The sequence below is a fragment of the Actinomadura sp. RB99 genome, assembly GCF_014706005.1.
Classification (GTDB): Bacteria; Actinomycetota; Actinomycetes; order Streptosporangiales; family Streptosporangiaceae; genus Spirillospora.
In genome coordinates, this window is record NZ_JABMCA010000024.1 from 92,470 (window position 1) to 106,085 (window position 13,616).

The 13,616-nt window shown below is 72.1% G+C and carries 9 protein-coding genes; all 9 read right to left on the reverse strand.

Annotation, left to right across the window (positions count from 1 at the left end; genetic code table 11):
• Positions 1 to 174 precede the first annotated feature (174 nt).
• The 9 genes from amrb99_RS22220 to amrb99_RS22260 all read right to left on the reverse strand — a co-directional run bounded on the left by amrb99_RS22220 (position 175) and on the right by amrb99_RS22260 (position 13,613).
• On the reverse strand, positions 175 to 1,596 hold the full coding sequence (locus amrb99_RS22220) for an L-fucose/L-arabinose isomerase family protein (protein ID WP_190859039.1): 1,422 nt from the start codon (positions 1,594 to 1,596) through the stop codon (positions 175 to 177).
• A gap of 32 nt (positions 1,597 to 1,628) precedes the next feature.
• Positions 1,629 to 3,839: an alpha-L-rhamnosidase C-terminal domain-containing protein gene (locus amrb99_RS22225; RefSeq protein WP_190859041.1), complete on the reverse strand. Its 2,211-nt coding sequence runs from the start codon at positions 3,837 to 3,839 to the stop codon at positions 1,629 to 1,631.
• A gap of 9 nt (positions 3,840 to 3,848) precedes the next feature.
• Positions 3,849 to 6,347, reverse strand: a complete 2,499-nt coding sequence (locus tag amrb99_RS53260) for an alpha-L-rhamnosidase C-terminal domain-containing protein (RefSeq protein WP_190859043.1) — start codon at positions 6,345 to 6,347, stop codon at positions 3,849 to 3,851.
• A gap of 210 nt (positions 6,348 to 6,557) precedes the next feature.
• Entirely contained in the window at positions 6,558 to 8,606 is a 2,049-nt protein-coding gene (locus amrb99_RS22235; protein ID WP_190859045.1) for a bifunctional aldolase/short-chain dehydrogenase, read from the reverse strand.
• Positions 8,607 to 8,666: 60 nt separating this feature from the next.
• A complete protein-coding gene (gene rhaI, locus amrb99_RS22240; protein ID WP_190859047.1) occupies positions 8,667 to 9,833 on the reverse strand; it encodes an L-rhamnose isomerase in 1,167 nt (388 codons plus the stop codon).
• A 57-nt stretch (positions 9,834 to 9,890) separates the two neighbouring features.
• A complete protein-coding gene (locus amrb99_RS22245; RefSeq protein WP_190859050.1) occupies positions 9,891 to 10,223 on the reverse strand; it encodes an L-rhamnose mutarotase in 333 nt (110 codons plus the stop codon).
• Positions 10,224 to 10,226: 3 nt separating this feature from the next.
• Positions 10,227 to 11,312 carry a rhamnose ABC transporter substrate-binding protein gene (rhaS, locus tag amrb99_RS22250; RefSeq protein ID WP_190859052.1) on the reverse strand — a complete coding sequence of 362 codons (1,086 nt, stop codon included), beginning with the start codon at positions 11,310 to 11,312 and terminating at the stop codon, positions 10,227 to 10,229.
• Positions 11,313 to 11,436: 124 nt separating this feature from the next.
• Positions 11,437 to 12,465 (reverse strand): ABC transporter permease, encoded by a 1,029-nt coding sequence (locus amrb99_RS22255; protein WP_347256792.1) that lies wholly within the window; start codon positions 12,463 to 12,465, stop codon positions 11,437 to 11,439.
• Complete coding sequence (locus amrb99_RS22260) at positions 12,462 to 13,613, reverse strand: ABC transporter permease (RefSeq protein WP_190859054.1); 1,152 nt, start codon at positions 13,611 to 13,613, stop codon at positions 12,462 to 12,464. Before amrb99_RS22260 ends, amrb99_RS22255 begins: the two co-directional genes overlap by 4 nt.
• Positions 13,614 to 13,616 lie beyond the last annotated feature (3 nt).

A 13,616-nucleotide genomic window follows, 5' to 3' on the forward strand; every position in this document is an offset into this window, starting at 1 on the left:
GGGGGGCGGCGCGTCGTCCGTTTCCGGGCATGCGGAACAGAGCCCGTGGCCGTGCGGGCGGGGTTGCACGGCCACGGGCCTGCGCTCGTCATCGCCTAGGGACGGATCCCCCGATCGCGCCTAGAGAGAAGTTCGAGTCCGTCAGGGTCGGTCGTCCGGCGGGTGCCGCCGGGGTCAGGGGTTCACGGTGACCAGTTCGATCTCCAGGAGGTCGGCGAGGGCCTTCAGGTCGGCGATCCGGTGGCCGGTGCCGAGGGCCCAGTGGTGGGAGATGCCGGTGGCGCTCCAGGCGTCGACCCATTCGCCGGGGTCGCAGCCGAAGTCGACGCGGGACGTCGTGTTCCCGATCTGCAGCAGCGGGCCGTCCACGGTCTCGCCCTCGGACGCGACGAACGCGAACCGGCCGTCGCGGCGCTGGATGACGCCGAACGCGGTGACCGGGCCGTGCTTGACGTCGAACTCCACGGACACGCCGTAGCCGCGCTTGCCGTGGTAGACGCCGAGGCCGCGCAGCAGCGGGCGGCGGGCGCTGATCGCCAGGTGGGCGGGCCCGTCGTGGCCCATCTCGACGTGGCCGCGGTGGAAGTCGAGCGCCTGCAGCTCGGTGAACGAGCCGCCCGCGCCGAGCCGGTCGGCGATCAGCATGGCGAGGGAGGTGCGCAGCTCGTACTCGCCGGCCGCCGGGATCCCGCGGGCGGTGAGCAGCGACGCGCCGAGGATCATCCCGGCGCCGAGCCGCTCGTGGATCTCGCCGTCCAGGCCCCGGTGGTAGTAGGCGAGGCTGTCCAGCTCGAAGTCCTCGACGAGCCGGTCCAGGCCGACCGACACCCGCGCGGCCCAGGTGAGGTCCTCGTCGTTGACGGAGGCGTCCAGCTCGAAGATCTTCTCCGCCTCGGCCTTCTTCGCGGCGGTCTCGGCGTCGGTGACCTTCTCCACGCGGACCCGCAGGTCGTCGAACTCCAGCACCTCGACGTGCCCGCCGAAGTTCGCGCTGACCAGCGTCAGGTCGGTGGACACGTCCAGCATGCCGGGGTACAGGTGGCCCATGAGGCCGTGCCGGCCGCGGCGCAGCGCCGCGCGCACCCCGGCGGCCCGCACCCAGCGGCCGATCTTCGCCCAGGCCCGCTCGTCCTCCAGGTAGCCGGAGACCGAGCGGAACGGGACCCCGCACCGCGCGAAGGCGTTCGCCATCTCCGGCAGCGGGCAGGCGCCGCAGTAGGCGAGCCACTGCCCGGTGTCGAACGTGGCGTGGTCCATCGACTCGGTCGGCTGCAGGTTGATCAGCAACACCGGGGCGTCCGCCCGCTGCGCGACGGGGACGAGCATCGTCGCGGTCATGTAGGTGGTGAGGAAGCCGACGATGATGTCGCAGCCCTCGGCGCGCAGCCGCTCGGCAGCGGCCGCACCCTCCTGCGCGTCGGAGATGAACCCGACGTCGACCACCTCGGCGCCGAGCCCGCGCATCCGCTCCGACACCCGCTCCGCCGACCGCTTCAGCTGCGGCAGCAGATCGGGGAACTGCGGCCAGTACGCGCCGAGCCCGCCGGCCACGAGTCCCACTTTCACGGGCGGCGGCGCCCCGGTGTTGCCTGCCATGCCTGCTCCTCTCGATTACCTGGCCGTCCCTGTCATTCGGCTGTCAGGGTGTGGCGGCCGGACGGCGCGCCGTCCACGTAGACGTACTTCCCATCGCCGGACACGCCCCGCGCGGTCGCCTCGCCGTGCGCCCAGACCGTCCGGCCGTCCAGGGTGACGCGGGACGTCGACGGGGTGACCGGGACGGCGAGCCGGCCGGACGTGCCGCGCGGGGCGGTGACGTCGAGCCGGAAGCCGCGGCCGGTCGTCCGCCACGACGCGGCGATGGCGCCGTGCGGCGTCGGGACCGTTCCCTCGGCCCACGTCAGCCCGCCGGTGAACGGGACCACGGACCACGACGAGTACCCGGGACCGGTCGGCTGGACGCCGAGGACGCGGGTGGTGAGCGTGACGGTCGGGCCGCTCGCCCAGCCGTGCGCGAGGCTGGAGAACTGCTTGAGGTTCGGCGTGCCGTCCGGCTGCATGTGCTCCCAGAACGTCGAGCCGGGGTCCTGCCGGAGCTGGTGGCCCCAGAACGTCCGGATCAGGTCGAGGCCGGACGCGTCGCCGGTGTCCAGGCGCGCGTCGGACTCGAACGAGCTGGGCAGCGGCGCGTAGAACGGCGGCAGGCTCGCGTTCGGGGTGGCCTGGGAGACGGTCAGCGACCCGTACTGCGACCAGTTGTTCTTGCGCAGGTAGGCGAGGGCGCGGGTGGCGCGGTCGCCGCCCGCGACGCCGGCGAGGACGGCCGTGGCGTTGGCGTCCTGCGGGTAGGCGCCGGGGATCTCCCGCGACAGCCGGTAGGCGCCCGCCTTCTCGTCCCACAGCTGGTCGTTGATCGCCTTCTTGACGGTCGCGGACCGGTCGCCGTAGGTCGTGGCGGCGGGCGCGTCGCCGCGCGCCTTCGCCATCGCGGCCATCTGCGTGAGGTTGCGGGCGTACAGGGCGTTGACGTACGTCTCGTGGCCGCAGTCGGAGTAGCCGTAGTGGCCGCAGGAGCCGACGGCGCCGAACGCGATGAGGCCCTTGTCGTCCTGGGCGCGGACCGACTCCAGCCACGCCGTCGCCTTGGTGAGCTGCGGCCACCACTCGTCGAGGTAGGCGCGGTCGCCGGTGTAGAGCCAGTGCTCGTACATGTTGTTGACGAACCAGGTGACGTACTCGCCGTAGGTCCGCAGCTCGTCGGCGTTGTGCTGGCCGACCTGGCTCTCCGCGGGCATGAACCCGTCCGGGAGCTGCTGGGAGGCCAGCGACGACAGCGAGTTGTCGACCGCCTCCAGGTCGCCCGTGGACAGGTAGGTGACGGGAGCCTGCACGGCCAGGTCGCCCTGCCAGACGATCCGGTCGCGCTTGCCGCCGTCGTAGATGACGGACTTGCTCGGGTCGGCGTGCGGGACCTGCGCGTCCGCGTGGTCGCCCTCGCCGGCGGCGTACGGCCAGCTCTTCGCGGTGTTGGACGCGCCGGTGTTCACCTGCACGGTGTAGGCGCCCGCGTACCAGATCTTGTTCAGCTCGTTGTCGCTGGACAGGAAGTGGCCCTGGTAGCCGTCGAGGTCGCGCTGGTTCGGGGCGGCGGTGAAGTCGACGGACACCCCGTCGATGTCGACGGTTCCGGGGCCGTCGAGGAACAGCGTCGCGTAGCGGAACCCGCCGCGCAGGACGCCGTCGCGGACCGTGGTGGGCAGCTTCTTGCCGTCGAGCGGCAGGGCGTGGCTGTCGGTGTCCTGCGTGTAGGGCTGGCCGGGGAAGCCGTTCCAGATGTTCGCGGTGTCGCAGCCCGGCGCGATCTTGCCTTCGCCGTCGTTGGCGTCCGGCGTGAGCGCGGCGTACCGGATCGACTCGGAGAAGCACGCGCGCAGCTTCGGCGGCGTGGACGAGGCGCCCTTCACCCGGACCTTCAGGTGCCCGGCGACCTCCTTGCCGAAGTCGATGACCAGCAGCGGGGAGCCGGTGCGGTCGGCGGCGCCGGTCAGCCGGACCGAGCCGCCGCCGTCGCGCAGCGCGGCGTCCGGCGACCCGTCGATCCGGCCCTGGCGCGGGTCGGCCTTGTAGATCGCGACGGGGCGGACGGTGCGGCTCGACGGCGACAGCACGTACGGGCGCCACTGGCCGTGCTCCGGGCCGTAGGACGCGTCCTGCCAGGGGCCGCGCGGCCGCGGGGACGCCGAGGCGGGCAGGGCGACGGCCGCCGAGGCCGACACCGCCAGGGCGGCGGCGACGGCGGCGCGGGCGAGGGAGCGGCGAGCGGTGGGGGGAACCATCATCACTCCAGGTCAGCGGGAGGCGGTCAGGACGGACGAGCCGGTCAGGCCGGGCACCTGCACGAGGCCGTCGCGGACGGTGACGCCCGGCTTCACGGCGGTGCCGTTCCGCCAGACGACCGAGCCGTTCACGCGGACCTCGGACGCGCCGGACGCGGGCACCCCCGCCGTGGCGGTCGTGCCGCCCGGCGCGGCGACGCGGAGCGTGAAGGTCGTGCCGTGCCGCTTCCAGGCGGCGGTGATGTCGCCGTGCGGCGTCGGCACCTTGCCCTCCGCCCAGTTCAGCCCGTCCGGCGGGTGCGGCAGGACGGTGAACGACGAGAACCCGCCGGAGGCCGGCGTGACGCCGAGGACCTGGTTGGTGAGGAACGACGTCGGCGAGGCCGCCCAGCCGTGCGAGAGGCTGGTGTAGGAGCCGAGCTGCGGCGCGCCGGCGGTGCTGACGTTCTCCCAGAGGGTGCCGGGCGCGTCCTTGCCGAGCATCGGGTACCAGGTGCGGCCCAGCACGGACATCGCGCCCGCCATGTCGCCCTGCGAGGCGTAGGCCAGCAGCGACTGGCCCGACACGAACGGGCTGATGTACTGCGGGACGACGCCGCCGGCCTTGTCCACGGTGAGGTCGCCGTGCGGGTCGGCGAGCCGGTCGCCGAAGAACTTCAGCACCGACTTCGCGCGGTCCCCGGTGGCGACTCCGGCGACGACCGCCATCGCGTTGCCGTCCTGCGGGTGGTTCCCGTCGGTGGGGCCGACCTTGTAGGCGCCCGCGGCCGCGTCCCACAGGTCGTCGTTGATGGCCTTGGCGGTGCGGGCGGCATTGTCGCGGTAGGTCTTGGCGAGCGCCGCGTCGCCCTGCGCCTCGGCCGCCTGCGCGGCCTGGCCCAGCACGTGGACGTACAGGGACGAGACGTAGGTGCCCTTGCCCTCGTTGCCGTAGCCCCAGGTGCCGCCCGCGCCCTTCATGTCGAGCAGCCCGTCGGAGCCGACCTTGGACTGCATCCACGCGACGTTCTTCTTCATGGCGTCGTACCACTTGTCGAAGAACGCCTGGTCGCCGGTGTAGAGGTAGTGCGTCCAGTAGTTGCCGACCCACCAGGCCGCGTACTCGCCCCAGCCCATGTTGTAGCCGAGCTTGTCGGTCAGGTAGAGCCCGGGGATCTGGCCCTGCGGCGACTGGCCCTTCGCCATGAACGCGACGGCGTTGGCGGCGGGGCCGCTCTGCCCCGTGGTCAGGTACGACACCGCGTCGGAGACGGCGTTGTCGCCGCCCCAGATCATCCGGTCGCGCTTGGCGCCGTCGCTGATGACGCTGTCGCCCTCGCCAACAATCGCGTCGTTGCGGACGGGACCCTCCTGGCCCGGGTAGGGCCGGCCCGTCTTCGGGTCGATCGTCGCCATCTGGACGGTGTAGGCGCCCGCGTACCAGAGCCGGTTCAGGGTGTCGTCGCCGGACAGGAACGCGCCCTTGTACCCGTCGAGGTCGGGGTTGGCGGGGTCGGCGGTGAACTTCAGCCGCAGGTCCGACAGGCGCACCTCGCCGGGGCCGTCCAGGAACACCATCAGGTAGCGGAACCCGCCGCGGATGACCGGGTCGGTCATCGCGGTGCGCCCGCTCTTCGTGCCGAGGTAGTGGGTCTCGGTGGCGAGGCCGACCGGGTCCTGGCTGTAGTCGGACGCGGTGGTGAGGTACTGGCCGCTCTCGCTGAAGGCCAGGCCGAGCCTCGGCGTGCCCTCGCGGACGTCGGCGGTCACCTGGACCTGCCCGCCGACCTCCTTGCCGAAGTCGTAGACGACGTAGGGGCGGCCGTAGTCGTTGGAGGCGAGCGTGGTCGTCCCGCCGTGGAACGCTCCCGCCGGGTTCCGCACGGTGGCGCCGTAGGGCGCGGCGGACGCGCGGCCCTGCTTCGCGAGCGTCCAGACGGCGTGGATGCGGGCGCCCTGCCCGGGGTCGTCGGCGTTGCGGAACTCGACCTTGATCGTTCCGGACGCGCCGGTGAGCCGCGCCGGGACGTCTACCTCGTAGTGGACGAGCCCGTCCTTGTCGCCGCTCCACACCCCGGCCTGCTTCGGGTCGGGCGTGCGCTCGTGGACGACCGTGCCGTTCACCAGCACGTCGTAGTGGGCGGTCGCGCTGCCGGCCTCCTCGACCCGCAGCGTGACCGGGCCGCGCCCGGCGCGCATCGTGTAGGCGAAGCCCGCGCCGGCCGCGCCGCCGGTCTGGCGGACCGTGACGCCGTCGGCCTTGCCGGTCGTGGACGTCCCCGGCTCCAGGCCGTGGCCGGCGGTCTCGGACGCGGCGGAGTCGGCGGACACGTAGTCGCCGTTGACCCCGTACGCCTCCCCCACCCGCGCGGGACGGACCGTCCGGCCGGACGGCGCGAGGACGTAGTGGCCCGCGCGCGACAGCGACGGCAGGCCGAGCGGGTCGGAGGCGGACGGTGAGGCCGACGCGGCGCCGGCGGGGGCGGCGACAAGGACGGCGGCGGCGAGGGCGAGGGAGGTGACGGTGGACACGCGTGCTCGTGCGAACTTCTCGGCCGGGGGCATCGTTATCCCTTCGGGTTCACTTGGTCGAGCGGGCCCATGGAGGGAAGGCCGGCGGTCCGGGTGGGGACGGCGCGGCGGCCCGGCAGTGGAGTGCCGGGCGCCGGCGCGCGGTCCGGACCGCCGGCCCGAACATCGTCGTCGGGACGGGTCGTCGGGTCGCGGGATCGGGACGCGGGGTCAGCGCAGGAACGCGGCGGCGACTCCGGCGTCCACGGGGATGTGCAGTCCGGTCGTGTGGGTCAGGTCCCCGCCGGTGAGGGCGAAGACGGCGGCCGCGACGTGCTCGGGCAGCACCTCGCGCTTCAGCAGCGTCCGCTGCGCGTAGAACTCGCCGAGCCGCTCCTCCTCCACCCCGTAGACGGCGGCGCGCTTGGCGCCCCAGCCACCGGCGAAGATGCCGGAGCCGCGGACGACGCCGTCCGGGTTGACGCCGTTGACGCGGACGCCGTGCTCGCCGAGCTCGGCGGCCAGCAGCCGGACCTGGTGGGCCTGGTCGGCCTTGGTGGCGCCGTAGGCGATGTTGTTCGGGCCGGCGAACACGCCGTTCTTGGAGGCGATGTAGACGATGTCGCCGCCCATCCCCTGCTCGACCATCACCCGCGCGGTCTCCCGGGAGACCAGGAACGAGCCGCGGGCCATGACGTCGTGCTGGAGGTCCCAGTCGGCGACGGTGGTGTCCAGCAGCGGCTTGGAGATCGACAGGCCGGCGTTGTTGACGACGAGGTCCACGCCGCCGAACGCCAGCACCGCGTCCCGGACCGCCGCGGCGATCTCGTCCTCGGAGGTGACGTCCGCGCCGACCGCGACGGCGACGTCCGCGGCCCGCAGCGCGCCCGCGCCGATCTCGGCCGCCACCTTCTCGGCGGCGCCGAGGTCGCGGTCCGCCACGACGACGCAGGCGCCCTCGGCGGCCAGGCGGCGGGCGGTGGCCGCGCCGATCCCGGAGCCGCCGCCGGTGACCAGCGCGACGCGGGTCGCGAGCGGCTTCGGCTTCGGCATCCGGCGGAGCTTGGCCTCCTCCAGCTCCCAGTACTCGATGCGGAACTTCTCCGCCTCGTCGATCGGCGCGTACGACGACAGCGCCTCCGCGCCGCGCATCACGTTGATCGCGTTGACGTAGAACTCGCCGGCGACCCGCGCCGTCTGCTTGTTCGCGCCGAACGAGAACATCCCGACGCCCGGGACCAGCACGATCGCCGGGTCGGCGCCGCGCATCGGCGGCGAGTCCGGCGCGGCGTGCCGGTCGTAGTAGGCCGCGTACTCCTCGCGGTACGCGGCGTGCAGCTCCTTCAGCCGGGCCTTGACGTCGTCGAGCGGCGCGTCCGGCGGCAGGTCCAGCACCATCGGGCGGACCTTGGTGCGCAGGAAGTGGTCCGGGCAGGACGTGCCGAGCGCGGCGAGCCGCGGGTGCTCGGCGCGGGAGACGAAGTCGAGGACGGCCTCGGCGTCGGTGTAGTGTCCGACCTGCGGCCGGTCCGTGGACGCCAGCCCGCGGATCAGCGGGAACAGCGCGGCGGCGCGGGCGTGCCGCTCGTCCTGCGGCGGCGTCGGGTGGATCACCTCGCCGAACGGGTCGGCCTTGCCGTGCTCGGCGATGTACGCCTCGGCGGTGCGGATGATGTCGAGCGAGTTGGCCTTGCACTCCTCGCTCGTCGCGCCCCACGCGGTGATGCCGTGCCCGCCGAGGATCACGCCGATGGCCTGCGGGTTCGCCTTCTTGATCGCGGCGATGTCGAGGCCGAGCTGGAAGCCGGGGCGCCGCCACGGCACCCACGCGACCCGGTCGCCGAAGATCCGCCGGGTCAGCTCCTCGCCGTCGGCGGCGGTCGCGATCGCGATGCCGGAGTCGGGGTGCAGGTGGTCGACGTGCGCCGCCTCGACGAGGCCGTGCATCGCGGTGTCGATGGACGGCGCCGCGCCGCCCTTGCCGTGCAGGCAGTAGTCGAACGCGGCGACCATCTCGTCCTCGCGCTCGACGCCCGGGTAGACGTCGACGAGCGCGCGCATCCGGTCGAGGCGCAGGACCGCGAGGCCCTTCTCGGTGAGCGTGCCGAGGTCGCCGCCGGAGCCCTTCACCCACATCAGCTCGACGTCGCGGGCCGTCACGGGATCGGTGACGGTGCCCTTCGCCGAGGCGTTCCCGCCCGCGTAGTTGGTGTTGCGCGGGTCCGAGCCGAGCGTGTTGGCCCGTTCCAGCAGCTGCTCCACCTCGGGTGGAGTGGTCATCGGTGCTCTCTCCTTATCGGACGGCTTGTCGGAATCGACGGCGTGTCGGAATCGGCGGCGTCAGGCGCCCCAGCCGGCGGCCTGGCCGTCCTTGCGCTCGGCGACGACGCGCTCGAAGTAGCCGGACGCCTGGTAGGCGGCGACCGGGTCCGGGTGCAGGCCCATCTCCTCGCGCAGCTCCGCCAGCAGCGGCCGCACGTCGGTGTTGTAGGCGTCCATGAACACCGCGTTCGCCGCCAGCACGTCGCCGGACTCCTGCGCGGCGCGCAGCGCGTCGCCGTCCACCAGCAGCGCCTTCGCGGTGGCCTCCTGCACGTTCATCACCGAGCGGATCTGGCCGTGGATCTTCGGCTCGATGTTGTGGCACTGGTCGAGCATGAACGCCACGCCCGTCTCCGGGGCGTAGCCGCCGCCCCGCACCACCTCGTACATGATCCGGAACAGCTGGAACGGGTCGGCGGCGCCCACCATCAGGTCGTCGTCGGCGTAGAAGCGGGAGTTGAAGTCGAACCCGCCGAGCTTCCCCTCGCGCAGCAGGAACGCCACGATGAACTCGATGTTGGTGCCGGGCGCGTGGTGCCCGGTGTCCACGACGACCTGCGCCTTCGGCCCGAGCTTGAGGCAGTGCGCGTAGGACGTGCCCCAGTCCGGCAGGTCGGTCATGTAGAACGCCGGCTCGAACAGCTTGTACTCCAGCAGGAACCGCTGGTCGTCGCCGAGCCGCTCGTAGACGGCGGCGAGCGCCTCGGCCATCCGGTCCTGCCGGGTGCGGATGTCGTCCTGGCCCGGGTAGTTCGTCCCGTCGGAGAACCACAGCTTCAGGTCCTTCGACCCGACCGCGTCCATGATGTCGACGCATTCGAGCAGGTGGTCCAGGGCCTTGCGGCGGACCTTCGGGTCGGGGTTGGTGACGCTGCCGAGCCTGTAGTCGTCGTCCTGGAAGACGTTGGTGTTCACCGCGCCGATCCGCACCCCGCGCTCCTTGGCGTGCGCGGCCAGCGCGGCGTAGTCGTCCACCTTGTCCCACGGGATGTGCACGGCGACGCTCGGCGCGACACCGGTGAAGCGGTGCACCTGCGCGGCGTCGTCGATCTTCTCCTGCGGGGTGCGCGGCACCCCCTGCTGGGCGAAGACCTTGAACCGGGTCCCCGAGTTGCCGTACGCCCAGGAGGGAGTCTCGATCTGCTGGCGGCGCAGGGCGTCCTTCACCGCGCTGGTGTCGTTCACGGATGTAACCTCACGTTTCTGCTGTCCGGGGCCGCCGCCGGGAGGGGGCGGCGGCCCTCAGTCGAGATGGAAGACCTCGGGGAGCGGCCGCATCCCCTCGTCGGGGCGGCCGTCGAGGTCCTCGAAGAACGGCGCCATCTCCGCCTGCCAGCGGGCGTTGACGTCGGTGCGGGCCATCGCCTCCTGCGCGGCCGCGAAGTCGTCGGTCTCCAGGTAGCCGACGAGCAGGCCGTCCTCGCGCAGGAACAGCGAGTAGTTGTGCCAGCCCGTCTCCCGCAGCGCGTCCCGCATCTCCGGCCAGACCGCCTGGTGGCGTTCCTTGTACTCCTCCAGGCGGTCCTGCCGGACCTTCAGCAGGAAGCAGACGCGCTTCGTGCCGTCAGCCGCCATCGATCAGAAGTGGTACTGGTCGATGTTCTTGGCGTCGAAGACCGTCGGCGGGCCGAGGATGACCTCGCCGTTGGCGCCGATGGTGCGCTCGCCGAGCTTGCCGGCCTTGAACGTCTCGCCCTGCTTGCCGGTGATCTGCCCGGACGACAGCGCCGCCGCGGCGTAGGACGCGAGGTAGCCGAGGTTCTTCGGGTCCCACAGCTCGAACGACTTGACCGTGCCGTCCTTGATGAACTTGCGCATCTGGTCCGGCGTGCCGAGGCCGGTCAGCGTGACCTTGCCCTTGTACTTGGAGCCGTCGATGTAGCGGGCGGCGGCCGCGATGCCGACCGTGGTGGGCGAGATGATGCCCTTCAGGTTCGGGTACGCCTGCAGCAGGCCCTGCGTCTGCTGGAACGACTTCTGGTCGTCGTCGTCACCGTAGGCGATCTTGACGAGCTTCATGCCGGAGTACTCCGGCTTCTTCAGCTCGTCCTGCATGTACTTGATCCAGGTGTTCTGGTTGGTGGCGTTCGCGGTCGCCGACAGGATCGCGATGTCGCCCTTGCCGCCGATCTGGTCGGCCAGCAGCTTGACCTCGCTGCGGCCGATCTCCTCCGAGCTGGCCTGGTTGATGAACACGTTGCGGCACTCGGGCGCGGTGTCGGAGTCGTACGCGACGATCTTGATCTTCTTGGCCATGGCCTGCTTGAGCGGGCCGCACACCGCGTTCTGGTCGTTGGCCGCGATCAGGATCGCGTCGTGCCGCTGCTGGATCAGCGTGTTGATGTAGGACACCTGCGAGGACGCCGACGCGTCGGACGGGCCGACCTCCTTGGCCTCGCCGCCGTACTCCTTGGCGGCGGCGATGCCGGCGTTGTCGACGATCGTCTCGTAGGGGTTGTTCACCTGCTTGGGCAGGAACGCGATCTTCAGGCCCTTCTTGAGGGGCGCGTTCGGGTCCGCCTTGCCGTCGCCCGCGGCGGCCTTGTTCCCCGAGTCGGACGAGGAGTCCTTGGTCGTGCCGCCGCACGCGGCGAGGGAGAGGGCGAGTGCGCCCGCGGACGCGACGGCCACGAGGCGGCGCGGGGCGCGCAAACGAAGGGTCATCACGAGTGCCTTTCGGGATTCCAGGTCGTGCTCTGGGGTGGGATATCGGACGCGGCGGGGGACGCGGGTCGGTGCTTCTCGAGGGGGGACGACCCCCCACACCCCCGGCCGGCTTCGCCGGGGGTCATGGTGCGGCGGCGGGGACCGCGGGTCGCGCGCCCCTCCGCCGGCCTTGTGCCTCGCGCACCACGGCGATCAGCCGCGGCGTGAGGACGCTGATGATGAGCAGCAGCCCGGTGACGATCGACTGGACCTCGGTGGAGACGTCGTTCAGCATCAGCAGGTTGCGCAGCAGGCCGATGAGCAGCACCGCGGCGATGACGCCGCCGAGGGTGCCCTTGCCGCCGTCGAAGTCGATGCCGCCGAGCAGCACCGCCGCGATGACGGTGAGCTCCAGGCCGAGGCCGTTGTCGGCGCGGGCGCTGCCGTAGCGGAGCGTGTAGACGATGCCGGCGAACCCGGCGACGAGCCCGGACACCACGAACAGGATCAGCTTGAGGCGCTTGACCCGGATGCCGGCGAAGTACGCCGCGTCCTCCTGCGAGCCGATCGCGAACAGCGACCGCCCGACGCCGGTGGCGTGCAGCACCACCGCGGTGACGACCGCGAGGACGGCGAACAGCGCGATCGGGTACGGGATCGGCGTGCCGGGGATCGACTCGGTCGCGAGGTCGGTGTACCGGGTGGGGAACTCCGAGATCGCCTCGGTGCCGAGCACCACGTACGCCAGGCCCCGGTACAGGGTCATGGTGCCGATCGTCACCGCGAGCGAGGGCAGCCCGAGCCGGGTGACCAGCAGCCCGTTGACCAGGCCGCAGACGACGCCGACGACCAGCACGATCGGGATGATCGTCTCGATCGCCATCCCGTGGTCCCACATCTTGCCGGTGAGCGCGCTGCACAGGCCGAGCACGGACGCGACCGACAGGTCGACCTGCCCGCACACCACCAGCAGCGTCATCGGCAGCGCGATGAGCGCGATCTCGCTCAGGTCGCCGAGCGCGAACGACAGGTTGTCGGTGTTGGCGAAGTCGGGCGAGAACCCGGCGCCGCCGGCGAAAACGATCACCAGCAGCGCGGTGACGGCGGTCTCCCACCGCAGCAGCCGGCCGAGGGCGATCCCGCGCGGGGCGCTCTTCGTGTCAGTGCTCACGACACCTTTCCTTTCGGCGCCTCGTCCCCGGTCGCCGGCGCGGTCGCGGCGGAGGACGCGGAGGATCCGGCGGACGGGGCGGCGGGGCCGTCGTCGCGGTGCGCCCCGGACTCCAGCGACCGCTGCTTGAGCGCCTTGGTGACGCGCAGGGCCAGCAGCCGGTCCACGCTGATCGCCAGCAGCAGGAGGACGCCGGTGATGGCGTCCTGCCAGAACGAGTTGACCTTGAGCACCACCAGCACGCTGCCGATGGTGGTGAGCAGCAGCGCGCCGAGCGCCGCCCCGTACACGGTGCCGACGCCGCCGGTGATCGCGACGCCGCCGACGACGACGGCGCTGACGACCTTCAGCTCCCAGCCGTGCGCCGCGTCGGCGACGACGGTGCCGAACCGGGCCAGCCACAGCACCCCGGCGAGGCCGGCGAGGCCGCCGCTGACGAGGTAGGCGGTGAGGACCCGGCGGCGCAGCGAGATGCCGGCGAGGTTCGCCGCCTCGGGGCTGGACCCGATCGCGTAGAACTCCCGTCCGGAGGAGTAGGAGCGCAGGTAGTAGCCCATCAGCAGCATCACGACGACGGTGATGACCGGCAGGTACGGGACGCCGAGGACGGAGTCGTTGCCGAGCGACAGCACCGAGGACGGCAGGTCCGCGGCGCCGATCTGCTCACCGTGCGCGATCTTGTAGTCGAGGCCCTGGATGACGTAGAGGGTGCCGAGCGTCACGACCAGGGCGGGGACCTTGCAGAAGCTGACGAGCAGGCCGTTGACCAGCCCGCAGGCGAGCCCGATGGCGACGCCGAGCAGCACCACCAGCACCACGTTGCGGTCGCCGCCGGAGGCGAACTTGCCGGTGGTGAACGCGACGAGCCCGACGACGGAGCCGACCGACAGGTCGATGTTGCGGGTGACGACCACCATCGACTGGCCGACGGCGAGCAGCGCCAGGATGGAGGCGTTGAGGAAGATGTCCTTGACGCCCTGCCCGGACAGGAACCGGTGGTTCGCGAGCTCGGTGCCGAGGACCAGCACGATCAGCGCGCCGAGGATGCTCAGCTCGCGGGCGCGCAGCACCAGCTCGACCAGGCGGCGGCCGCCGCCGGGCGGTCCGCCGGAGCCCGGCTTGGCCGGGGACTGGGTGAGCACGGTCATGGG

Coding starts and splice junctions, on each gene's coding strand:
- amrb99_RS22225 (WP_190859041.1), bottom strand. CDS start 3,839: ATGATGGTTCCCCCCACCGCTCGCCGCTCCCTCGCCCGCGCCGCCGTC.
- amrb99_RS22220 (WP_190859039.1), bottom strand. CDS start 1,596: ATGGCAGGCAACACCGGGGCGCCGCCGCCCGTGAAAGTGGGACTCGTG.
- amrb99_RS22260 (WP_190859054.1), bottom strand. CDS start 13,613: ATGACCGTGCTCACCCAGTCCCCGGCCAAGCCGGGCTCCGGCGGACCG.
- rhaS (WP_190859052.1), bottom strand. CDS start 11,312: ATGACCCTTCGTTTGCGCGCCCCGCGCCGCCTCGTGGCCGTCGCGTCC.
- amrb99_RS22235 (WP_190859045.1), bottom strand. CDS start 8,606: ATGACCACTCCACCCGAGGTGGAGCAGCTGCTGGAACGGGCCAACACG.
- amrb99_RS22245 (WP_190859050.1), bottom strand. CDS start 10,223: ATGGCGGCTGACGGCACGAAGCGCGTCTGCTTCCTGCTGAAGGTCCGG.